Genomic DNA, 23,158 nt, shown 5'->3' with positions numbered 1-23,158 from the left:
CGCGAGCCGGCTACGTGCCGTCTCGAGTGCTCAGTCCAGATCGAACACCTCGAGCTGACGGATCGTGACCTCGGCCTCCGCACGCACGCGGAGCGCCGGGGTCACGACCCGGTCGGTGAGCGTGAACGGCGTCGTGCGATCGCGAAGCAGAGCCTCCTGATGCGTCGTCGTCACGGGAGTCCAGTTCTCGTCCGCTCCCAGGATCTCCCAGCCCAGTGCAGACGAGTTCGAGGCGGCCGTCGTCGTCACACTGAGGTCGCTGACGCCGCGCGGCTCGGGGAACCGCCACCCGACCCATTCCCCGGCGCGGAGGGTGACGCCGGGATCGCCCGCCGGATCCCCGTCGTCGAAGACGCGCTCGGGGTGCGCGAGCGCCACGGAGGAGATGACCTCGCCCCCGGTCGATGTCAGGTCCGCGCGCCAGGGTTCGGGGGTGTCGCGCGGAGTCGGCTCGCCGGTCTCGAGCGCGCACACGGGGTCGTCGCCGAAGACCAGGTCGAGCACGACGTCGCCGGCGAGAGCGTCGATCGGCAGCGTGGCCGACGCCATGGGAGCCCCGTCGAGTCGCGCCTCCTGCAGCACGTGGGCCGAGGGGGAGGAGCGTCGGGACCGGATGCGCAGGGTCGAGCCGTCGCCGCGATCCACGCGGATGTCGTCGAAGAGCGGTGATCCGATCCGCAGATGTCCGGAGGCGAGCTCGAGCGGGTACAGCCCGAGCGCCGCCCACAGCCACCACGCGCTCATCTCGCCGTTGTCTTCGTCGCCGGGGAAACCCTGGCCGATGTGCCCGCCGGCGAACAGCCGTCCGGCGAGCTCGTTCACGAGGGGCGCCGACCGCCACGGGCGATCGCTGAACGCGTACATGAAGGGGATGTGGTGAGCGGGCTGGTTCGAGATCGCGCACATCCCGGAACGCAGCGCCCTCGCCTCGCGTTGCTCGTGGATGACGGTGCCGTACGCGCCGCCGAACCGTTCGTCCGCGGTCTCCGGCTCCGCGAAGAGGGCGTCGAGGTGGCGGCCGAAGTCCGCTGGACCCCCGTAGAGCTCGGCGATGCCTGCTCCGTCGTGCACGGCCCCGACCGACATGCCCCAGGCATTCGTCTCGACGTTGTCTCCGCCCCAGGATCGCGGATCGAATCCGGGGGTGCGCGCACCGCTGTCGTCCCTTCCCCGGAAGAACCCCGTGCCCTCGTCGAACAGCGTGCGATACGACCGGGATCGATTCGCGAAGTACCGGGCGAAGGCTCGATAGCGTGCTGATTCCGATCCGGATCCGACGTCGGAAGCCCGCTGCGCGGCGAAGCGGCCGAGTGCGGCATCGCTCACCGCGTTCTCGATGCTCCAGCTCATGCCCTCCGGTACGTCCGAGGAGATGTACCCCGTGAATCGTCCCCTCGCGATGCCCTTGCGCCCGCGGCGTGCGTCCGGCCCCGGCTCGCACGCGTTCCGCCACCCGCTCTCGAATGCGCCGACCCGGTCGAACTCCACGCCCCAGCGGGCCGCGTCGGCGAAGATCTGGTCGCTTGAGGTGCCGACCATGCTGTCGACGTACCCCGGCGCGCTCCATCTCGCCATCCACCCTCCGCGGCGATACTGCTCGAGCTGGCCGTCGAGCAGCGTCCCGGCGAGCCCCGGATCGAGCAGGGCGAGCGCCGGCCACTCCGTGCGATAGGTGTCCCAGTACCCGTTGTTCACGACGAGCTTCCCGTCGACGGCCGGTGCCTCCTCGCCGGAGGGGTGTCGTGCGGCGAACACATCGGCGAACCGCCAGGCGGGCGTCTCCGGGGTGCCCACGTTCTCGGCCGCGCTGTTGGGGTACAGGTGCATGCGGTGCAACGCCCCGGCGATCCGGGAGCGATGCTCTTCGTCGGCGAGCGTGCGATACGGAAGGTCGGCGTCGGGCAGCGGCGGGATCGTCACGCGCGACAGCAGCCGATTCCACGAGGCGGCGCCGGCGTCGCGCAGTTCCTCGTAGGCGACCGAGGGCGGTGCCTCGGTCTGCAGAGCATGCCGGGCCTGCGCCACGGAGAGGAAGGAGAGGCCGATCCGCACTTCGAGCGACCCACGTCCACCGACGGAGCCGGCGACCGCACCGCGTCCGTCGTCATCGAGCGGGCCCTGCGCGAGCGCCGGACCGTCCCCATTAGCGTCATCGCCGGGATGCCGCACCGCTCCCGCGAAGAAGCAGCGGGGCGCATTGCCCCACTCCTCGGACCCTTCCGGGATCCACCCCTCGAATCCTCCGGCGTCCGTCCAGGCGAGGTGCCCGTCGTCGGTGAGCTGGTCGATGACGAAGCCGACCGGGGCATCGGGGTCTGCGCTGTGCACGCGGAAGACGGCCCCGTGCGCGATCGCGGTCATCTCGACGCGCAGGCCGTCGCCGAGCTCCGCCGCGTACTCGTGCGGTCGCGCGCGCTCGGAACCGGGAGTGATCCAGCGGCGGCGGCCGACGCGGTGCGAGGTGGGCGTGCCGAGGAACGGCATCAGCTGCAGCACGGAACGATCGCCGATCCAGGGGCTCGGCTGATGGGAGAACTGCAGGGCTTCGAGGCGACGCCCCTGCGGGTCGTCGTGCACGAAGGGGCGGTAGGGCCAGCGCGAGTCCTCTGCATCGGTCGCCGGGGTGACGAACGTGAATCCGTGGGGCACGGCGACCGCCGGGATGGTGTTGCCGCGAGAGAATCGCGGGCCGGAATGCGTGCCGCGCCGGGCGTCGACGCGTTCGACGGGTGGGAGATCAGCGGCGGGGGTGTGCTCCTCGACCTCGACCTGCACGTAGCCCGTGCATCGGGCGGGGAGGTCCGCGGCGTGGGGAAGCGAAACGGTGCCGAGCACGAGCTCGACCACACCGCGGCGGCCCGCCGAAGGGGCGAGCGAGACGGTGTCGGCGTTCCACTGCTCGGGCAGGCTCCATCGGGCGTCGAACTGTGCGTGCGCCGTGACAGGGAAGTCGTAGCGGTCGCGCACGGCGGCGACATCGCTCAGTCGCGTGCCGTCGGCGAGGCGCACGTCGACCGTCACGGCGAGGGCCGCGTGCGGGGCCAGGGTCGCATCGGGACCGTCGGCGTAGAACGCCCAGTGCAGCACGGTGTCCGGGGTGATCTCGAGATCGTCGAACCCCGGGACGTCGATCCGCTGCTCGCCGGCGGAGGGGTCGAACACGAAGGCGTGCACCGGGCTCGACAGCACACCCGATCGGGGACGGGACGACGGGGGATCTGCCGGCCCGTCTGCCGGCGTGAGATGCACGGCGCTCACCCCTTGATCGCGCCCTCCTGCACGCCCTTGAAGAAGAACCGCTGCGTGAACGAGAACATGATGACGATCGGCACGAGAGCGATCATGGTGCCGGCCGCGATCAGGCGCGGGTCGACCGAGAAGCTGCTGTTCAGGTAGGCCATCCCGACCGTCAGCGTGTACTTCGACGGGTCGGACAGCACGATCAGCGGCCAGAGGTAGTCGTCCCAGGCGCCGATGAAGGCGAAGATCGCGACCACCGAGACCATGCCGCGGATGTTCGGCCACACGATGTGCCGGATGCGCTGCCAGGTCGTCGCACCGTCGACGGTCGCCGCATCCAGCACGTCCTTCGGGATCATGCGGCAGGCGGTGGCGATCAACAGCACGTTCATCGCGCTGATCGCGCCGGGGAGGAAGACGCCCCAGAGGGTGTCGGCCAGGCCCAGGGCGCGGATCGTGAGGAAGTTGCTCGTCACCGTGACCTCGCCGGGGAAGAGCAGCGTCGAGAGCAGGATCCCCATGACGATCCACTTGCCACGGAACCGCATGCAGCCCAGCGCGTAGCCCGCGAAGGTGGCCAGGACCACGTTGCTGATGACCGTGCCGACCGAGACGAGCAGCGAGTGCCAGGCGTACAGGTACACCGGGACGATGTCGGCGACCCTGGTGTAGTTCTGCAGGGTCGGCTCGCGCGGGATGAGCTCGGGCGGGAAGGAGTAGATGTTCTCCTGGGCGCCCTTGAACGAGGTCGACAGCTGCCAGAGGAACGGCCCGATGACGATCACGAGGACGAAGAGGAGGAGCGCGTATCGGCCGATCAGCCCGCCGAGGGTCGGCTTGCTGAAGTCGCCGGAGCCGCGGCGGCGGAACATGCGCTCGCGGGTCGGTGCGGCCGGCTCCTCGGAGGCGCGGACGTCTTCTGCTGAACGGGGTGGCGTGAGCGTGCTCATGCGGAGACCTTCGCCTTCTTCTCGCGATTCATGACGGCGATCGCGACGAGCGGGATGAGGGTGAGCAGGAACAGCGCCACGCTGATGGCGGAGGCGTACCCGATGTTCCCGTTGAGACCGGATCCCACCTGACGGATGAGCATCACGAGCGACATGTCGTATCCGCCGGGACCGCCCGTGCTCTTGGACAGCACGTCGAGCTCGGCGAAGACCCTCATCGCCGACACGGCGATGAGCACCGAGATGAGCAGCATCGCGCCGCGCACGGAGGGGATGGTGACGGACAGGAACCGGCGGAACGAGCCGGCGCCGTCGAGCATCGCGGCCTCGTGCAGCTCCTTGCCGACGTTCCCGAGCGCCGCGAGGTACACGACCATGTAGTAGCCCAGGCCCTTCCAGACCGTGAGCAGGATCGCGCAGCCGAGCAGCAGCCACCGGTCGACGAGGAACGCCATCGGCTTGTCGATCAGCCCGAGGAACTCGAGCGTCTGGTTGATGATGCCACGGCTGTCGAACAGCCAGGTCCAGATGAGGGCGACCACGACCACCGAGGCGATCACGGGGAAGTAGAACGTGGTGCGGAAGAACGAGATGCCGGGGAGCTTCTTCTGCACGAGCAGCGCCAGCAGCAGCGGGAGGATCGTGAGCAGCGGCACGCACACGACCACGTAGATGAGGCACGTCGTCAGGGCGTTCCAGAACATCTCGTCGCCGAACATGCGCTCGTAGTTCGCCCCGCCCACGAACTCGGGGTTCCGCAGCGGCCGGGCATCGGTGAAGCTGAGGAAGACCGTGTTCAGGAAGGGCCAGAGCGCGAACACCAGCACCCAGGCGACGGCGGGCCCGAGGAGCAGCCAGGGTGTGAACCACCGATGGGTTCTCATCGTCTTCCTGCCGGCCCGGATGCCGGTGTTCGCACGCATGGCTTACTTGTCCACGCGGTTGGCGTTGGCGTACTCGACGATCTTGTCGAGCTGGGCCTTGGAGTCCGCCTCGCCGTTGACGGCGAGGGCGATCTGCTGGGTCATGTAGGTGGCCATGTCGGAGGTCCACTGGAACGGCAGCGCCTTGGCGTCCTTCATCGCGCCGAAGACGGTATCGATCGCCGAGAGCTGCTTCTCGTCGGTGACGGTGGAGGCGATGTTGTCGACGACCTCGTCGCCGCCTTCGGCGGTGCCGGGGGCGGTGCCGACGGCGAGCGACGAGAAGGCCACCTGGTTCTCCTGGTTCGTCGCGAACTCCGCGAATGCGAGTGCGGCTTCCTTGTTGTCGGAGTCGGCCGAGACGTTGAGGCCCTGCACGTACAGGGGCGCGATACCGAGCCGCGGCGTGGCCACCGTGCTCGCGAGCAGTGCCGGTGCGTCCTTCTGCAGATCGGTCGTGAAACCGGTGCCGCCGGTCGTGAAGGCGACCTTCTCCTGGATGTACGCCTCCGCATTCCCGCCGTAGTCGCCGGTCAACGCCTCGGCGGGCATCGCGCCCGCCGCGTACGCGTCGGCGTACTTGTCGATGATCGCGGCGGCCTCGTCGGTGTTGAAGTCGAACTCGCCCTTGTCGTTGATGACCTCCATGCCGGCGGCAGTGAAGGTGTCCAGCGCCGGGATGGAGGAGAGGAGCTGCACCTTTCCGCCGGACTCCGTCGCCACGTCCTTCGCGAGCGTGAGGAGTTCGTCGACGGTGGTCGGGAGGTTCTCCTGGGTGACGCCGAAGGGAGCGAGCTGGGCGAGGTTCCACCAGGACGCGTCGCTGGAGAGGTACCACGGCAGCCCGTAGGTGCCTTCCATGCCGGGGTACTGGCTGTAGGCCTCCCAGGCGCCGGTGTTGTAGCCCGACTTCAGGTCGGGATCGGCGGTCTCCAGGTCGACCAGCTTGCCCGCCGCCACCAGCGGGTAGGCGATGTCGGGCGGGAGGTTCAGCACGTCCGGAAGAGTGTCGGCGTTCGCCTGGCTCAGGATCTTGTCCTGGTAGCCGTCGCCCGGCTGGTCGAGCCACTCGACGGTGACGTCGGGGTGCTCCTTCTCGAAGGCATCGATCAGGTCTTCGAAATAGGGAGTGAACTTCTCGTTCTTGAGCGACCATGTCTGGAACTGGATCGTGCCGCTGAGCTCGCCCGAGGTGTCGATGGGGCCCGAGGCGCCGGAAGAGCCCCCGCCTCCCGTGCAACTCGTCAGCGCCAGAACGCCGATGCTGAATGCTGCCAGAGCGACAATGCGTGTGGGAACTTTCATCGTGCTTCTTCCTCGAGGCGGGCGAATCCGCGTGACGTCCGGATCAGCGGCCTGCGCACACCGGGGACTACAACGCTTTAGCAGATGAAACCATCCGATCCCCTCCCTGTCAAGACGGTCCGACGACGGAATACCGGTGACCGGCATCGCAGGGTGGATCACCTGTTGCTCAAGCGTTATAGTGGTGCGAAATCCGCCCTCGCCGAAGGGCATGTCCGAAAGGCCTGACACATGACGCAGCGCGGCGCCCTCGATGCTCCTCTGAGGTTCGGGGCGAACTACACGCCGTCGAAGAACTGGATGCACTCCTGGCTCGACTTCACCCCCGACGACGTGCGCCGCGACTTCTCGGCCCTCGCCGAGCTCGGCCTCGACCATGTCCGCGTCTTCCCGCTGTGGACCGTGCTGCAGCCGAACCGCACTCTCATCCGCGAGAAGGCGATCGACGATGTGCGCGCCGTCGTCGACATCGCCGGCGAGTTCGGCATGGACGCCAGTATCGACGTTGTCCAGGGGCACCTGTCGAGCTTCGACTTCGTGCCGTCGTGGCTGTACACGTGGCACGACAAGAACATGTTCACCGATCCGCGGGCGCTCGAAGGCCAGGTCGCGCTCGTCGACCGGCTCGCCCGGGGTCTGCGCGACGCTCCGAACTTCCTCGGGCTGACGCTCGGCAACGAGACGAACCAGTTCTCCGCGCACACGCATCCCTCTCCCTGGCCGGTCACGCAGGACGAGGCCGGCGGGTGGATCTCGGCCCTGCTGCAGGCGGCGGAGACCGCGGCCCCCGGGCTCCCGCACGTCCACAGCGAGTACGACGCCGTCTGGTACATGGACGGCCATGGCTTCACCCCGGCGCATGCCTCGCGGCTGGGGGCGATGACCACGATCCACTCCTGGATCTTCAACGGCACCGCGCAGCGCTACGGTGGCCGTTCCGTCGCTTCCGATCGCCATGCCGAGTACCTGATCGAGCTCTCCCGCGCCTTCGCGACCGACCCCGACCGCGTCGTATGGCTGCAGGAGGTCGGGGCGCCCTCGAACTGCCTCGCCGATGACGAGATGCCGGATTTCCTGGAGGCGACGGTGCGCTCCGCCGTGCGCACCGAGAATCTGTGGGGCATCACGTGGTGGTGCTCGCATGACGTGAGCCGTGACCTCGGCGACTTCCCCGAGTTGGAGTACACCCTCGGTCTGATCGGTCAGGACGGTGCGGCGAAGCCCATCGGCCGCCGGCTCGCCGAGATCATCCCCGAGCTGCGGCAACGGGTCGCGGCGCCCGCGAGAGACACCGCGATCGTCGTGGACGTCGACGAGCGCGAGGTTCCCGTGAGCCGGGCGGCGCTGAGCCCCGGCGGAGCGGTGTTCCAGGCCTGGGTCGACGCGTGTGCCGCCGGCCTCGATCCCGCACTGATCACGTCCCGTGACGCGCTCGATCCCACTGCGCTCGATGCGCGGGGGATCCGCCGACTCATCCGTCCCGATGCATCGGCCGATGTCGTCGACCCCTACGGATCGGTCAACACCGTCGTTGCGAGCTGAGGGCGGCTCACCCGAGGCGGGAGGGCGGGGCCGTGCTCTCGCGCGCGGTGAGCACGGGTGTCGGACCCTCGACGCTGGGCAGGTTGGCTCCCGCCTCGATCTGCTGCAGCAGGAGAGTGGCGGCGCGTTCGCCGAGCTCGAAGGTGTCGCGCGTCATCGCCGTGATCGAGGGGTTGATCAGACCGGCGATCACCGAGTCGTCGAAGGAGGCGAGCGAGACGTCGCGCGGAACCGCGCGTCCCATCTCCTGCGCGACGCGCAGGCCGGCGACGGCCATCACGTCGTTGTCGTAGACGATCGCCGTCGGTCGCTGCCGTCCCGACAGCAGCGCCCGCGTCACGGCAGAGGCGCGGGCGGGAGAGAAGTCGGTCGTGATGACCTCGCCCTCGAGGCCGTCGACGGTCATGCGCTCGAGCACCTCGGCGCGCAGTCGCGTGTGCTCGAGTTCGGCCGGACCGGCCACGTAGGCGATGCGGGCGTGGCCGAGGGCGGCGAGGTAGGAGAAGAGGGTCTCGGCGACCGTGTCGTCGCCGATCCAGACGCTCGGCACCGAGCCTTCGGGGGAGGGCTCGGACCCGATCATGACGGCGCGCGCGTCGAGGGCCTCGATGCGTCCGATGCGCGGGTCGTCGTCGCGGGGGTCGATGAAGATGAAGCCGTCGACCTGGTTGGAGGAGCGCCACTGGCGGTGCACCTCCATCTCCTCCGCGATGTCGGCGACCAGTCGCAGCTGCAGGCTCACCTTGCTCTCCGACAGCCGCGACTCGATGCCCGCGATCAGGTCGGTGAAGAAGGCCTCGGAGCCGAGGGAGCGGGCGGGGCGGGCGAGGGCGAATCCGACCGTGTTCGCGCGGGCCCCGACGAGTGCCCGCGCCGCGGAGCTCGGCTGCCAGCCGTTCTCCTCGACGATCGTGAGGATGCGATGCCTGGTCTCGTCGCTCACGCCGGGGCGGCCGTTCAGCGCGAACGACACCGCACCGGGGGAGACCCCCGCCATGCGCGCGATATCGGCGATCGTCACGCGTTTCGCCGGGCTCATAGTCCCTCACCCTACTTGATCGGTTTAGCCTCGGGAAAGAAGCGCCGACGTGCCTTAGACTCTTCGACTAGATCGCTTTAGTACACCAGATAGCATCAGTCGCAGCGCATCACCAGCAGACCCGAATCAGCCCTCACCGTCGAGCCCGGAGATCCACCCATGCATGACGACACGTCGCTCGCCGAGGTGGGCACTCGTCTGCAGTCGGCAAGAGGTGAGGAGATCGCGCGATGGCTGGCGATCCCGCAGCCGACGACCCTCGCGCTCAGGGTCGGGGTCTGGCGCCCGTCATCCGTACGGGTCATCGCTGAGGAGCCCGCGTACGCGCGGGAGGCGGAACGGCTGTCGGGCGAGCTCGCAGCCCTCGGCATCCCGAGCGGCGAGGCCGCGGTGATTCGGCTGCGGCGCGGGGACGCCGACGGCGCCGGCGACACGGCCGGCGACAGCGAGTCGTTCGAGATCGACGTCGACGCCGACATCGACGTGCGGGCGGCCGGAGCCGCCGGAGCGTTCCGGGCGACGCGACAGCTGCTGCACAACCTGCGCGCGCAGGGGCGGGTGCCGAAGGGGCGGGTGTCATCGGTCCCTGTGGTGGCGGAACGGGGCTTCCACCTCGACGCCGCCCGCCGCTACTTTCCTGCCTCGTGGATCATCGCACTGCTGCACGCGCTCGCCGACGTCGGGATCACGACGTTCCAGTGGCACGTCTCCGACAACGAGGGTTTCCGCATCGGGTCGACAGCCTTCCCCGAGATCGTCTCCTCCGCGCACGTCACCCGCGCGGAGGCAGCGGCCGTGGCGGACGCGGCCGCTGACCTGCACATCGACCTCGTGCCCTCGCTCGACATGCCAGGGCACCTCCGCCACGCCCTCTCCGTGCACCCGGAGCATCGGCTGCCGGCAGCTGGCGGACCGTGCACCGACCACGCGCTCGACATCACCCGTGCCGAGTCCATCGACTTCGCGTCGGCGCTGATCGACGACGTCGCCGCCGTGTTCCCGCACAGCACGAACTGGCACCTCGGCGGAGACGAGTTCGTCGACTTCGCCCGCATCGACGAGTACCCCGCGCTCGCAGAAGCGGCACGAGAGCGGCATGGGCCATCCGGCACGGGTTTCGACCTGCTGACGGGTTTCGTGAACGAGATCGCCGTGCATCTCCGTGCGAAGGGGCTCGCCCCCCGGGTCTGGAACGACGGGATGCTGCGTAGTGGAGAAGTCGTCCTCGATCACGACATCGTGCTGACCTGGTGGACGAACTGGCATGCGCAGATGCCGTCCCTCGGTGTGGGCATCGAAGCCGGCAATCCGCTGGTGAACTTCCACGATGCGCTGTTCTACTACGTCCTCGGAGAGAAGGCGGGCTACCTCTACCCGACGAGCGAGCGCATCTGGGAAGCCGACTGGCATCCCGGGCTGTTTCCGTCTCTTCCTGGCGGGGCGCGGCAGGAGATCCGGCCGCCCTATCCGCAGCGGCTCCTCGGAGCGTCGTTCTCGGTCTGGTCGGACGATGCCGCAGCGCAGACGCCGGTCGAGGTCGCAGATGGCATCCGTCGGCCGCTTCGCGCCATGGCCGAGCGCGCCTGGAACGGAGGGAGCTCGCTCTCGCACGACGACTTCTGCGCGATCGATGCGGCGATCGGTGTCCCGACTGCCGTCACCACGACCGCATCCACCAGCCACACGACCGCCACCAGCCACACGACCGCCACCACCCACCTTCGAGCCCGGAGATCCACCCATGCATGACGACACCTCGCTCACCGTCGGCCGCGTCAAGCGCGTACTCGAAGAGCGCATCCGCCCGGCGATCCACTCGGCCTCCGTGCCGTTGGACGTCGAGATCCATGAGCTGCCCGGCGAGCCGATCGCGCCCGCGGAGGGACTCGCCCTCGACTACGCGCCCGGCGCTGTCGGCGCTCCCTGGGGTCCCGCGTGGGGCACCACCTGGTTCAAGCTCACCGGTCGGGTGCCGTCCGAATGGGCGGGGCGGCGTGTCGAAGCTCTCATCGACCTCGGCTTCGACGTGAACATGACCGGTTTCCAGTGCGAGGCCCTGGCCTATCGCCCGGGTGGCGCGGACGGCGACCCGATTCCCGTGAAGAGCATCAATCCGCGCAACCAGTGGGTTCCGATCGCCGAGACGGCCGCGGGAGACGAGCCCGTCGAGCTGTACCTCGAGGCTGCGTCCAACCCGGTGCTCCTCGACTACCACCCCTTCCTGCCCACGCAGGAGGGCGACATCCTCACCTCCTCGAAGGAGCCGCTCTACCGCGCGCGGCGGATGGACCTGGCCGTGTTCGAGCAGGAGGTCTTCGACCTGTCCCTCGACCTCGAGGTGCTGTTCGAGCTGCAGGCCGAGCTGCCGGCGACGTCGCCCCGCCGCATGCGCATCCTGCAGGCCATGGACGATGCCCTCGACGTGCTCGATCTGCAGCACATCGTGCAGACCGCTCCCGACGCCCGCGCCCGCCTCGCCGAGGTGCTGGCCGCTCCGGCCGAGGCGAGTGCGCACCGCATCTCGGCCGTCGGGCACGCGCACATCGACTCGGCCTGGCTGTGGCCGGTGCGCGAGACGATCCGAAAGGTCGCACGCACGACCTCGTCGATGACGACGCTCATCGACGAGCAGCCCGAGTTCCAGTACGGCATGTCCAGCGCGCAGCAGTACGCCTGGATCAAGGAGCACCGCCCCGAGGTGTGGGAGCGGGTCAAGGCCGCTGTCGCCTCCGGGCGATTCCTGCCGCTGGGCGGCATGTGGGTCGAGTCCGACACCGTGATGCCGACCGGCGAATCGCTCGTGCGGCAGTTCTCGCACGGGCAGCGGTTCTTCGAGCGCGAGTTCGGCATCCGCTCGAAGGGGGTCTGGCTGCCGGACAGCTTCGGCTACTCGCCCGCCCTGCCGCAGCTGATGCGCCGTGCCGGTTTCGAGTGGTTCTTCACGCAGAAGATCTCGTGGAACCAGCAGAACGTCTTCCCGCACCACTCGTTCCTCTGGGAGGGCATCGACGGCTCGCAGGTGTTCACGCACTTCCCCTCCATGGACACGTACAACTCGCAGCTGAGCGGCATGGAGGTCGCGAAGGCGTCGCGCCAGTTCAAGGAGAACCGCCTCAGCTCGCGGTCGATCGCTCCGGTCGGCTGGGGCGACGGCGGCGGTGGCACCACCCGGGAGATGACAGGCAAGGCCGAGCGCCTGCGCGACCTCGAGGGCAGTGCGCAGGTGGTGTGGGAGCACCCGGACGTCTTCTTCGACGCGGCGAAGGCGGAGCTGCCGAATCCGGCCGTGTGGGTCGGTGAACTGTACCTCGAGCTGCACCGCGGCACGCTCACCAGCCAGCACGCCACGAAAGCGCTGCACCGTTGGGCCGAGCACGCGCTGATCGAGGCCGAGCTGTGGGCCGCGACCGATGCCGTGCGCACCGGCGCCGACTACCCGCAGGCCGAGTTCGACCGGTTGTGGCAGGCCGTGCTGCTGCACGAGTTCCACGACATCCTGCCCGGCACCTCGATCGCGTGGGTGCACCGCGAGGCCGTCGCGGTGCTGTCGGATGTGCTGTCGGACGCGCGCGACATCGCCGATGCCGCCCGCCGATCGCTCGCCGGCGACGGTGATCGCGCACTGCGCTTCGAGCCGACGTCCGTCGGGTATGCCACGAAGGGCGGCCGCGCGCTCGGGGCGGCGTTCGTCGCCGAGCCCACGGCAGCACCGGTGTCGCTCACGGAAGAGGACGGCGGCTGGCGCCTGGAGAACGAGCTCGTGTCGGTGCTCGTCTCGGCCGAGGGACTCATCGTCTCGGCGGTCGACAAGGCCTCCGGGCGTGACGCCGTCGCGCCGGGCAAGGCCGCGAACCTGTTCCAGCTGCACCAGGACTTCCCGAACATGTGGGACGCGTGGGACATCGACCGGTACTACCGCAACAGCGTCGACGACCTCACCGGGGTCTCGTCGATCGAGGCCTCGGTCGTGAACGGCGTCGCGCAGATCGTGGTCGTCCGTGCGTTCTCGGAGTCGACGATCACCCAGACGATGCTCCTCGCTCCGGATTCGCGCACCGTGCTGCTGCGCAACGAGGTCGACTGGCACGAGACCGAGAAGCTGCTCAAGCTCGCCTTCCCGCTCGACATCCAGGCCGCGCACACCGAGGCCGAGACCCAGTTCGGGTTCCAGTCGCGCGTGACGCACACCAACACCAGCTGGGAGGCCGCGAAGTTCGAGACGTCGATGCACCGATTCGTGCTCGTGCGCGAGCAGGACTTCGGCGCCGCCCTCGTGAACGACTCGATCTACGGCTACGACACGTCGCGCGAGGTCTCGGACGATGCCGTGACCACGACGGTGCGGCTCTCGTTGCTGCGGGCGCCGCGGTTCCCCGACCCCGACACCGACCACGGCGTCCACGAGATCGAGGTCGGCTTCGTGATCGGCGCGGATGCCGCGATCGCCACGGCCGAGGGCATCCGGATCAACACCCTCCCGTCGATCGTGCGCGGTGAGCGGGAGGTCGAACCGCTCGTCTCCGTGCAGGGCGAGGGGATCGTCGTGTCGGCCGTCAAGCTGGCGGACGACGGCTCGGGTGATGTGATCGTGCGTGTGTACGAGGCGCTCGGCCGTCGCGCGGTCGGTGAGCTGTCGGTCGGATTCGCACACCGAGACGTGCGCGAGGTGAGTCTGATCGAGGACGACATCGACGAGGCGCGGATCGGTGGCGAGCTGCGGCTGCGCCCGTTCGAGGTGCGGACGCTGCGCATCGTGCGCTGAGCGAAGTGTGATCAGGCGGAAGCGCGGGATCAGGCGGAATGTCCGCGGACGTGCCTGATCTCGCGTGCCTGCCGGTTGTGGCGACCGGTGCCCGGGAGGACGATGGCGTGATGGCGAACATCGACGACGTGCGGGCGATCGCCCTCGCCCTCCCGGAAGCCGAGGAATCGGTGAGCGGCCACACCGGCGAGGCGGCGTGGCGGCTGAAGAGCGGACAGTTCGCGTGGCTCCGCGGCCCGAGCGCGACCGACCTGCGGCAGCTGGCGGAGCTCGGACGTGAGTGGCCCTCCGGCGAGGTGCTCGCGGTGCGCGTCGCCGACCTCGAGGAGAAGGAGGCGCTGCTCGCCGCCGAACCCGATGCCCTGTTCACGATCCCGCACTTCGAGGGCTACCCCGGATTGCTCGTGCGTCTCGACGCCGTCGACCGCGCCCGGATCGAGGAAATCATCACCGACGCCTGGCTGGTGCGGGCGCCCTCCCGCGTCGCGAAGAAGTGGCTCGCGGAGCGCGGGCTGGAATGAGAGAGGCGCGGACGTGGACGTCGGCCAGGCGGCGCGGTCCTCGCTCGCGGCGCTCCCCCGCGATCAAAGCCCCGTCGAGCTCGCTGGATCGGAACCATGTCCGGCCGCGGGCGTCCCCGGCGATCCGCTGCGAGACGAGATGGTCTCTAACCGGGGGCGCTTCCACGAAGTATCCGACGGGAGCCAGATTCCTGAGCAGCAGTCGGCGAATGGAAGGCCCGAACCGCACGGGCAATCTTCCTGATCCTCGATCGGTCGATCGGGGACCATGTCTCCCGACGAGAGTGTGTCGTCGTTCTCATCGATCCACTCATTCATGCCGGTACGCCAATACGTGTCCATGCCGAGGTGCCAGGCGGCGGATTCCCCCAGGACCTGTGCGGTGTCCTCGATCCACCGCGCCGCAGGTCCCAGGAACACCGTGAAATGCCACCCGGCCAGAACGATATGTGAGAGGCAACCCCCGAATCCCCGGAACTGGACGATGTTGGCCTGTGCCCGTGGGTTGACATCCGGTATGACCGTGTTGGCGAGCCGATAGCCCTCCACGGCGAGTCGGCTCGCAGGGTAGACGTCGGACACGATCATCTTCACCAGCTCATTGGTCTCGCCGCGTGAGAGCGAGTTTCGGGAGTAGAGCGTCGCTGGTGAGAGATGTGCCTTCAAGACGATCCCCGCAAGCGCCCTCTTCACAAGCGTCGTGTCGACACCAGCCAAAAGGACGTCGCCGTCGGACGGCGACGCCGTGACAGAGATGGATGTGAGCGCTGGGGTTGTGCCGCTGGTCAGGGTGGAGAGGTAGCGTTCGGCATCTCCCAACCGCTGGTCACACTCCCGGCAGAACAGGTAGCTCTTGATGAAGTCCTGTCGTTTCGTGACGACGCCGCGAGAGTTGTAGACGCCGAGCAGCCCGCCTTCGTCCTTCGCCCAGCGGGCTGCCCACTTCGGCGTGACGTGCCCCAGGACCAACGGCTTGACCGTTCGGCACAGTCCGCATGGCTGAACGACTTCAGCTCTGAGGTCACTCCCGACGATGAGCGACGAGCGAGGCCCTTCGATGATGGCCTCGCGGCTTTGCGTGGGGCGAATCGCACCAGACACGGCTCTCCGCTGTCTCTGCTCCCGTCTCCTCGATGCATTTCCCACGTCGGCCATGTTTCCATAGCATCGACGTGGCAGTGATGCGCTAGAACGGGAGCATGACTTCAGACGTGACGGGGATCGGTGGCCTCTTCTTCCGCAGCAGGGATCCGGAGGCACGGGCCACGTGGTATCAGCAGCATCTCGGCATCAGCGCCGGTCACACCGGCACCTGGCAGCAGGACGCGGGGATGACCGTCTTCGCGCCGTTCCCCGCCGACAGCGACTACTTCGCCGCCGACCAGCAGTTCATGCTGAACCTGCGCGTCACCGACATCGAACAGCTCGCCGTGAGGCTGGAATCCGAGGGCATCCCGGTGGAGCGCCGAGACGAGTGGAACACCGAGGAGTACGGGACGTTCGCCCGCATCCACGATCCCGAAGGTCTCGCGATCGAGCTGTGGCAACCACCGGCGGAATCGTCTTGAACCGAGCCGCTTCCGCGCTCAGGCCGGATCGAGGCGCAGCACGTCGGCCGATTCGCCGCCGGTGAGGTCGTCTGCGATGCGGAGGCTGCGCGCCAGATCGTCGAGCGCGCCGATCAGCGTGCCGAACCGCTCCTTGTCGCTGCACACCGCGGTCAGGGTCACCAGGTGGGTCCCGGTGTCCCAGGTGTACGTCGCGAACGGCGGCGACGCCGGCGACGGCGGCATCGGTACCAGCAGCTTCTCGCCCACGCCGAGCCGGGTGGGGAACGACTCCGTGTCGTCGTAGTCCATCGGCATCGAGGCCCGCGCGATGCGCACATCCGGCGTCAGGACCTGTGCGGTCGCCATCGCCACGACAAGCTCCGGCTCGGCCTTCCACGTCCACACCAGCACGCGTCCGTCTGCCCGCTTCATGAGCATCGGCGCCGCCTGGCTCATCGCCCACGCGCCGAACTTCGAGCCCGGCCGCTCCGTCGCCCCCACGGCCGCATTGACCTGACCGAGCAGCATCCGGATCGCGGCCTTGCGGTGGCGGCGGCCCTTCCAGCCGAGCGAGTCCGTCACGGGAATCCACAGCTGGGGATCGGCGTCGGCAGTCAGTCGCATGGCTCCACGGTATCGGCTGCACCTGAGGGATGCCCGGTACGCCTCGGCCGCGCGAACAGGGCCCTCGGGTAGAGTGGCCAGCGCCCGACCAGGGCTTTCCCTTGGCCGCCACATCGTAAGGCAGCATGTCTGTGACCTCCTCCGACGATCCGATCGATCCGTCGAGCGGCCCCGCCGCCGAACCCGCGCCCCGACCATTGAAGATCGTGATCGGCTGCGACACGTTCGCGCCCGACATCAACGGCGCCGCCCGGTTCGCCGAGCGTCTCGCCGCCGGCCTCGTGCAGCGCGGCCACGACGTGCATGTCGTCGCCCCCAACCAGGCCTATCGCCGTGCGCAGCCGCACACCGAGGTGATCGAGGGCGAGCCGATGACGCTGCACCGTCTGCCGTCGTTGCGCTGGGCGCCGCACGACTGGCTGCGCTTCGTGTGGCCGTGGCGCTCGAAGCACTACGCCCGCAAGGTCCTCGACCATGTGCAGCCCGACGTCGTGCACATCCAGTCGCACATCGTGATCGGCCGCGGTCTCGCGTACATCGCGCACGAGCGCGGGATCCCGGTCATCGCCACGAACCACGTCATGGCCGAGAACATCCTCGACCACACGACCATGCCGAAGTTCATCGACGACCTGGTCCTCAAGTTCGCCTGGGCCGATGCGAAGCGCACCTTCGACATGACCCGCGCGATCACCACTCCCACCCGTCGCGCCGCCGACTTCCTCGAGAAGACCGTCGAGGTGAAGGATGTGATCCCGGTCAGCTGCGGCATCGACCGCACGCAGTACACGCCGGTGATCGCCCCGCGCGACGAGAACCGGATCATCTTCGTCGGCAGGCTCACCGCCGAGAAGCAGGTCGAGGTCATCCTCAAGGCGATGACGAAACTCGACCCGGCACTGGAGACGACGTTCGACATCGTGGGCGGCGGCGATCAGCGCAAGCAGCTGGAGCACCTGACCGCGCAGCTCGGACTCGCCGACCGTGTGACCTTCCACGGACGGACGAGCGATGAAGAGCTCCGCGCCCTGCTGTCGCGCGCGAGCCTGTTCGTGATCGCCTCGATCGCCGAGCTGCAGTCCATCGCGACGATGGAGGCCATGGCCTCGGCTCTGCCGATCGTCGCCGCGGACGCCGTCGCCCTTCCGCACCTCGTGCACCACGGTGAGAACGGATACCTGTTCGAGCCGGGGAACGTCGACGCGCTCGCCGCGCGCCTCACCGACGTGCTCACGGCGGAGCCCGCGGAATACCAGCGGATGCAGCAGGCATCGCTCGACGGCGTCGCCATCCACGACATCAACCGCACCCTCGACACCTTCGAGGCGCTGTATCGCGACGAGCCGCTGCCGGAGTAGCGCCCATGCACGGTACCCCCATCCGATCACGCCGCGGTGACGCGCCGGCGGCGGAGTAGCACGCATGCACATCGTCTTCTTCGGCGACCAGCACCTCGACTCGCTCGGCGGTGCGCAGGTGTCGATGCGGCTCCAGCGGGAGTTCCTCGAGCGTGCCGGTCACATCGTCACCGTGGTCGCCCCGAGGATGCACGGGTCGCGCCGTTCATCCGGCTCGCACGGCGGCGCGTACATCGACCTGCCGTCGATGCCGATCACGACGGATCGCGAGTACGCGATGAGCTGGCCGGGGCGTGGGAGCGACCGCTTCCTCGACAAAGCCATGACCCATCGTCCCGCGGTGGATCTGGTGCACGTGCAGGCCGACTTCTGGGGCGCGTTCATCGGGCACCGTTACGCGCAGCGCCACGGCATCCCGGTCGTGCACACCATGCACAACCGCGTCGACGTCGGCATCGCCGCCGTCACCCCGCTGCACGGGCCGGTGCTGGCGGCGCTGAACATCTGGCGCCGGATCGCGATGCGCGGCATCGGAGTCCCCGTGCCCGGCACCGACGGCTGGGCGTTCCTGCGAGGACTCGCCGCCGGAGCATCCGCCGTCACCGCGCCCTCGACGCACTTCGCCCGCCGCCTCGAACAGCACGATGTCTTCCCGCACGTGGACGTGATCTGGAACGGCATCGACGACGACCTCCGCGCGCAGACGCTCGCCGCCGGACCCGCAGACCGCACGCCGGGACGCCCGCGCTTCGTGTGGCTCGGCCGGATGAGCCCCGAGAAGCGACTGCTCCCGTTCCTGGAAGCGTTCATCGCCTCCGGCATCGATGCGGATCTCGAGATCATCGGCGGCGGAGCGCAGCGTTCCGCGGCAGAGAAGATCGTGCGCGGGCGTGGGGGCATCCGATTCGCCGGCCGGTTGACCTACCCGCAGACGCTGGTGCGGATCGCCGCGGCCGATGCCCTCGTGCAGACGTCGATCGGCTTCGAGACCCAGGGCATGACCCCGTTCGAGGCGGCGACGCTCGGAACCCCGTCGGTGATCTGCGACCCCGACATCGCGGCGGAGCTCGGCGGCGGACTCTGGGCCGTTCCGGATGCCGAGGAGTCGGCGAGCGGACGAGACCTCGAGGCCCAGCGCACGGCAGCACTCGCCGAGACGCTGCGGCAGGCCGCATCCGATATCGCCGCGGGCACCGCACCCACCCCGCTCCCCGACGTGGCCGAAGCCTTCCGGCAGTCGTCGCGCACGGCGGCGATGGTCGAGGTCTACCGGAGGGTTCGCGCCGACAGCTGAACCGGCGCTGGCTCAGAGGTAGGCCCTGTCTCAGAGGTAGGCGCCGTCTCAGAGGTAGGCGCCGTCTCAGAGGTAGGCGCCGTCTCAGAGGTACTGGTACAGGGCGATCGTCAGTCCGGTGACGGCGATCCCGATGGCACCAGCCCCCGCGATGCCGACGGCGATGCCCGTGAGCAGCCGATTCGTGGGCCGGCGCACCGCGATCAACCCCAGCACGAGGGCGACGACGTAGGCGAAGAAGCTGAGGATCCCGATGCCGTTGTCGAACGCGAGCATGAACGCGAATCCGCCATCACCGCCGTAGACGAACGGCCGGGCGACGGAGCTGAACAGGTTGACCGCGAGAGTGGCCACCGCGATCACGAACGCCGCGACCGCGAGCGGGTTGCCGGTGCGGGCCTGCGCCGGGGGTATCGCCTGGCCGGGGAACGAGGGATGCGCCGGTGCGTACGCCTGCCATCCGGGAGTGGGCGCCGGATACGCCGTCGGAGACGACGGTGGATAGGGCGTCGAGGAAGCCGTCGAGGAGGGAGGTGAGCCGTCGGGCGCGGGTGCAGGTGACGGAGGCGGCGGGGTCGAGCGCTGCGGCGTGGCCGGATACTGCGCTGCGGCCGGATACTGCGCTGCGGCCGGATACTGCGGTGCGGCGGGCAGATGCGCGGTCGGGACGGGAGGCTGCTGAGGCTCGCTCATGACGACGAGCGTAGCCGCCGCTGCGAGGATCGGCGGCAGGCGATCAGCGATAGACGTGCCCGGACTCGGCCTGGTGGCCGACGTCGCGGCCGGCGACGCGCGTCCAATCGGTGGGGGTGCGTCGGTAGCCGTCCCGGCGCAGTTCGATGATGGTGGCGACGGTGGCCCACGCAGCGAGGAGGAGGAGTGCGATGAGGAGTACCATGGCAGAAACGCTACGTTCGATGTCGAACAGCCACGAGTGGCAGAATAGACTATGAACGTCGGAAAACTGCCAACAGGAGTGAGTATGAGGACGGTCGCCTGCGTCATCCAGGACGGGTTCGCGCCCTTCGAGTTCGGCGTCGCCTGCGAGGCATTCGGCCTCGACCGCGCCGACGACGGGGTGCCGAACTTCGACTTCCGCATCGTCGCTCCCCGTGCCGGTGTCGTGACCTCGAAGATCGGCTTCTCGGTCAACGTCGAGCACGATCTGACCTTCGCCTACGACGCCGACCTCGTCGTGTTCTGTCCGCTCCCTCGGGAGAGGTGGGGCGACATCGATCCGCTCCTGCTCGACCTCGCCCGTCACGCGGTGGCACGCGACGCCTGGGTGATGAGCGTGTGCAGCGGGTCGTTCATCCTCGCCGCCGCAGGAGTGCTCGACGGTCGGCGCGCCACCACGCACTGGATGTACGCGCACGTCATGGCCGACATGTACCCGCAGATCGACATCGACCCCGACGTGCTGTTCGTGCAGGACGGCAAGATCATCACGAGCGCGGGCACGGCCGCCGGGATCGACGCGTGCCTGCACCTGCTGCGGCAGGAGGTGGGAGCGGAGCTCACCAACCGCATCGCCCGCCGCATGGTCGTGCCGCCGCAGCGCGACGGCGGGCAGGCGCAGTTCATCGATCGCCCGATCCCCGTGGTTCCCACCGACTCGCTCGCGGCCGTCGCCGACTGGGCGGTCGAGCACCTGCGTGACGACCTCGGCGTCGATCAGCTGGCGGCCAAGGCCCTGATGTCACCGCGCACCTTCGCCCGTCGGTTCAAGGCCGAGTACGGCGCGACACCCGCGGCCTGGTTGGCGCGTCAGCGCATCATCCATGCGCAGCGGATGCTGGAGCGCACCGACCTGCCGCTCGAGCACATCGCCGACGAATGCGGGTTCGGCTCGGCGGCCGTGCTGCGGCAGAACTTCGCCCGGGTGCTCGGCCTCACCCCCACGGCCTATCGCGCGCGGTTCTCCTGTGCCGAGGAGTCGGCTGTTCCCGCCGCCTGAGCGGGTATCGGCTCCTCGGCGGTCCGCTACTCGGTCCGCTACTCAGTCCAGTGGGCCGGCGAGGGGAGCGTGACGTCGTTCACCTCGACGCCGCCGGGGGTCACCGTGGCGATGCAGTACAGCAGCGACTGCGTGGGGTAGCCATGCGGACGGTTGTCGCGGATGATCGCCCGGTCATCCTCCGCGGGCAGCGCGGTCGAGGAGGCGAGCAGAGCGGTCCACTCCGTGGTCCAGTCGTCGCTGTCAGCCGTCGGTCCCAGGGCGCGGAACTCCGGCAGCCAGGCCTCGATGCGCGGGGTCGTCGCGTCGTCGAGGTCGTCATGCGCGATCATGTGCGTGCCGGGATCGATGGTCGTCTCGCGCAGCTCGACACCGTCCCACGACAGCACCCGTGCACCCTCGGGGCGCACCTCGAGCAGGTTGAAGCCGTGCATGGCCAGCGGGGCGACGGGGGAGCGGCCCCTCACCGACTCCAGCGCGAGAGCGCCACGAGAGACGGCGCGCGCATCGGGAAGGCCGCCCACGTCGGCGCGGTTCAGCAGCACGGCGAGCCGACGTTCGGCGGGGTTCGCGGCGAGCCAGGCGCCACCGGCGCGGCGATCGCGGATCCCGACCACGCCGGGGTAGTCCTCCGGCCACCAGGCTCCGAGCGAGTCCCATGCGCGTAGCGGGTCTTCATCGCGGACCGCGAGAAGACGTGCGGATCCGGCATTCTCGACATCGATCACGACCGTGCACACGGACCCCAGTCTAGGTCGGGGATGAGGTGTCGGCCCATGGCGGCGGATGCTGGGGCAGAATCGAGACGTGAACATCGTCGTCGGAGTCACGGGCGGCATCGCCGCGTACAAGACGGTGCACCTCGTGCGCCTGCTCACGAAGGGTGGGCACGACGTGACCGTGGTGCCCACCGAGGATGCGTTGCGCTTCGTGGGATTGCCCACATGGGAGGCGATCAGTCGGCACCCGGTCACCACGAGCGTGCACGAGGATGTGGCGAAGGTGCGGCACGTGGCTCTCGGTCAAGCCGCCGAGCTGGTGATCGTGGCACCCGCGACCGCGAACTCCCTCGCGAAGATCACCGCGGGCCTCGCCGACGACCTGCTGGGCACCACGCTGCTCGCCACCGAGGCCCCGGTGCTGCTCGCTCCGGCGATGCACGCGGAGATGTGGCGGAATCGCGCGACACAGGCGAACATCGCCACGCTGCGTGAGCGCGGCGTCCACATCGTCGGCCCGGCCGACGGAGAGCTCGCCGGCGGTGACAGTGGACCCGGCCGCATGTCGGAGCCGGAGGACATCTTCGCCGCGGCGCAGGCGCTGCTGGCCCCCGGTGACCTCGCCGGGGTGCGGGTCGTGGTGTCGGCCGGCGGCACGCGGGAGCCGATCGACCCCGTGCGCTTCCTGGGCAACCGCTCCAGCGGCAGGCAGGGCGCGGCTCTCGCGGCCGAAGCCGCCGCGCGCGGCGCCGAGGTCACCCTGGTCTCGGCCAACATCTCGGGCGATGTGCTCGCCGAGGTGCGGCATCCGTCGATCCGCATCGTGCCGGTCGGCGCGGCGGCGGAGCTCTCCGCGGCGATGAAGCGGGAATCCGCCGACGCCGACGTGGTCGTCATGGCCGCGGCGGTCGCGGACTACCGCCCGGTCGAGGTGTCGGAACGCAAGCTCACCAAGGAGGGCGGCGGGATACCGGCCATCGAGCTGGTCGAGAACGAGGACATCGTCGCGGCTCTCGCCTCGTCACGCCGACCGGGGCAGCTCGTCGTCGGTTTCGCCGCGGAGACCCCGGAGGACGAAGCCGAACTGCTCGCCCGCGCGCGCGGCAAGCAGCAGCGCAAGGGCGTCGACCTGCTGGTGGTGAACGAGGTCGGCTGGGAGCGCGGGTTCGAGTCCGCCGAGAACGCGGTGCACATCCTCGGGCCGGGTGGTGTCGACGCCGGGGTGGCATCGGGGTCCAAGCGCGCCGTCGCGACGGCGATCTGGGATGCCGTCCGACGCGAGCGCTGAGCGCAGGATCGGCGACGGCGGGCGGGGGAACGGACTGGAGGAGAATCTCGGCGAGTGCTAAACTTGAGTCAACACAACTCAACTTT

General features: G+C 69.1%; 19 protein-coding genes. 9 read left to right on the top strand and 10 right to left on the bottom strand.

The genetic code is table 11. The features are described from left to right. Nucleotides 1–30 precede the first annotated feature (30 nt). Genes DW307_RS09980 through DW307_RS09965 form a run of 4 tightly spaced genes read right to left on the bottom strand, consistent with a single transcriptional unit; the run spans nt 31 to nt 6,418 of the window. Nucleotides 31–3,258, bottom strand: coding sequence for a GH92 family glycosyl hydrolase (locus DW307_RS09980; protein ID WP_136024636.1), 3,228 nt, complete (start codon nt 3,256–3,258; stop codon nt 31–33). Beyond that, nucleotides 3,255–4,190 (bottom strand): carbohydrate ABC transporter permease, encoded by a 936-nt coding sequence (locus DW307_RS09975; protein ID WP_136024635.1) that lies wholly within the window; start codon nt 4,188–4,190, stop codon nt 3,255–3,257. The genes DW307_RS09980 and DW307_RS09975 overlap by 4 nt, the downstream gene beginning before the upstream one ends. After that, nucleotides 4,187–5,074, bottom strand: a complete 888-nt coding sequence (locus DW307_RS09970; RefSeq protein WP_031208396.1) for a carbohydrate ABC transporter permease — start codon at nt 5,072–5,074, stop codon at nt 4,187–4,189. Before DW307_RS09970 ends, DW307_RS09975 begins: the two co-directional genes overlap by 4 nt. A gap of 42 nt (nt 5,075–5,116) precedes the next feature. Beyond that, nucleotides 5,117–6,418, bottom strand: coding sequence for an ABC transporter substrate-binding protein (locus DW307_RS09965; protein WP_021201717.1), 1,302 nt, complete (start codon nt 6,416–6,418; stop codon nt 5,117–5,119). A 231-nt stretch (nt 6,419–6,649) separates the two neighbouring features. On the opposite strand from DW307_RS09965, the gene DW307_RS09960 reads away from it, so the two are divergent. Beyond that, nucleotides 6,650–7,960, top strand: a complete 1,311-nt coding sequence (locus DW307_RS09960) for a glycoside hydrolase 5 family protein (RefSeq protein ID WP_029259332.1) — start codon at nt 6,650–6,652, stop codon at nt 7,958–7,960. A gap of 7 nt (nt 7,961–7,967) precedes the next feature. Here the strand turns inward: DW307_RS09960 and DW307_RS09955 are convergent, their stop codons facing one another. After that, nucleotides 7,968–8,999 (bottom strand): LacI family DNA-binding transcriptional regulator, encoded by a 1,032-nt coding sequence (locus DW307_RS09955; protein WP_021201719.1) that lies wholly within the window; start codon nt 8,997–8,999, stop codon nt 7,968–7,970. A gap of 159 nt (nt 9,000–9,158) precedes the next feature. Between DW307_RS09955 and DW307_RS09950 the strand changes: the two genes are divergently transcribed. The 3 genes from DW307_RS09950 to DW307_RS09940 all read left to right on the top strand — a co-directional run bounded on the left by DW307_RS09950 (nt 9,159) and on the right by DW307_RS09940 (nt 14,282). Further along, complete coding sequence (locus DW307_RS09950) at nt 9,159–10,748, top strand: family 20 glycosylhydrolase (protein ID WP_136024633.1); 1,590 nt, start codon at nt 9,159–9,161, stop codon at nt 10,746–10,748. Next, a complete protein-coding gene (locus DW307_RS09945; RefSeq protein WP_136024632.1) occupies nt 10,741–13,761 on the top strand; it encodes an alpha-mannosidase in 3,021 nt (1,006 codons plus the stop codon). The genes DW307_RS09950 and DW307_RS09945 overlap by 8 nt, the downstream gene beginning before the upstream one ends. A 110-nt stretch (nt 13,762–13,871) precedes the next feature. Beyond that, nucleotides 13,872–14,282, top strand: coding sequence for an MmcQ/YjbR family DNA-binding protein (locus DW307_RS09940; RefSeq protein WP_029259329.1), 411 nt, complete (start codon nt 13,872–13,874; stop codon nt 14,280–14,282). 63 nt (nt 14,283–14,345) lie between these two features. Here the strand turns inward: DW307_RS09940 and DW307_RS09935 are convergent, their stop codons facing one another. Further along, nucleotides 14,346–15,437, bottom strand: a complete 1,092-nt coding sequence (locus DW307_RS09935; protein ID WP_136024631.1) for an SEC-C metal-binding domain-containing protein — start codon at nt 15,435–15,437, stop codon at nt 14,346–14,348. A 44-nt stretch (nt 15,438–15,481) separates the two neighbouring features. Here DW307_RS09935 and DW307_RS09930 point away from each other — a divergent pair, with 44 nt between their 5' ends. After that, entirely contained in the window at nt 15,482–15,850 is a 369-nt protein-coding gene (locus DW307_RS09930) for a VOC family protein (protein WP_029259327.1), read from the top strand. 18 nt (nt 15,851–15,868) lie between these two features. Here DW307_RS09930 and DW307_RS09925 read toward each other — a convergent pair whose 3' ends face one another. Beyond that, nucleotides 15,869–16,456 (bottom strand): hypothetical protein, encoded by a 588-nt coding sequence (locus DW307_RS09925; RefSeq protein ID WP_136024630.1) that lies wholly within the window; start codon nt 16,454–16,456, stop codon nt 15,869–15,871. Nucleotides 16,457–16,581: 125 nt separating this feature from the next. Here DW307_RS09925 and DW307_RS09920 point away from each other — a divergent pair, with 125 nt between their 5' ends. Next, nucleotides 16,582–17,814, top strand: coding sequence for a glycosyltransferase (locus DW307_RS09920; RefSeq protein WP_029264755.1), 1,233 nt, complete (start codon nt 16,582–16,584; stop codon nt 17,812–17,814). A 64-nt stretch (nt 17,815–17,878) separates the two neighbouring features. Next, nucleotides 17,879–19,108 carry a glycosyltransferase gene (locus tag DW307_RS09915; protein ID WP_136024629.1) on the top strand — a complete coding sequence of 410 codons (1,230 nt, stop codon included), beginning with the start codon at nt 17,879–17,881 and terminating at the stop codon, nt 19,106–19,108. An 84-nt stretch (nt 19,109–19,192) separates the two neighbouring features. Here the strand turns inward: DW307_RS09915 and DW307_RS18110 are convergent, their stop codons facing one another. Further along, nucleotides 19,193–19,801, bottom strand: a complete 609-nt coding sequence (locus tag DW307_RS18110; RefSeq protein WP_168441018.1) for a hypothetical protein — start codon at nt 19,799–19,801, stop codon at nt 19,193–19,195. A gap of 43 nt (nt 19,802–19,844) precedes the next feature. Next, complete coding sequence (locus DW307_RS18105) at nt 19,845–20,006, bottom strand: hypothetical protein (RefSeq protein WP_168441017.1); 162 nt, start codon at nt 20,004–20,006, stop codon at nt 19,845–19,847. 84 nt (nt 20,007–20,090) lie between these two features. Between DW307_RS18105 and DW307_RS09905 the strand changes: the two genes are divergently transcribed. Beyond that, complete coding sequence (locus tag DW307_RS09905; RefSeq protein WP_029259322.1) at nt 20,091–21,065, top strand: GlxA family transcriptional regulator; 975 nt, start codon at nt 20,091–20,093, stop codon at nt 21,063–21,065. A gap of 38 nt (nt 21,066–21,103) precedes the next feature. On the opposite strand, the gene DW307_RS09900 is transcribed toward DW307_RS09905, so the two are convergent. Next, complete coding sequence (locus DW307_RS09900; protein WP_021201730.1) at nt 21,104–21,805, bottom strand: NRDE family protein; 702 nt, start codon at nt 21,803–21,805, stop codon at nt 21,104–21,106. A 67-nt stretch (nt 21,806–21,872) separates the two neighbouring features. Here DW307_RS09900 and coaBC point away from each other — a divergent pair, with 67 nt between their 5' ends. Further along, complete coding sequence (gene coaBC, locus DW307_RS09895) at nt 21,873–23,072, top strand: bifunctional phosphopantothenoylcysteine decarboxylase/phosphopantothenate--cysteine ligase CoaBC (RefSeq protein WP_136024628.1); 1,200 nt, start codon at nt 21,873–21,875, stop codon at nt 23,070–23,072. Nucleotides 23,073–23,158: the final 86 nt, after the last annotated feature.

It is taken from the genome of Microbacterium sp. K27, from assembly GCF_004794435.1.
In the GTDB taxonomy this organism is placed as follows: domain Bacteria; phylum Actinomycetota; class Actinomycetes; order Actinomycetales; family Microbacteriaceae; genus Microbacterium; species Microbacterium maritypicum_A.
Note: the sequence above shows the minus strand (reverse complement) of the source record. Positions and strands in the feature narration are given on the sequence as shown.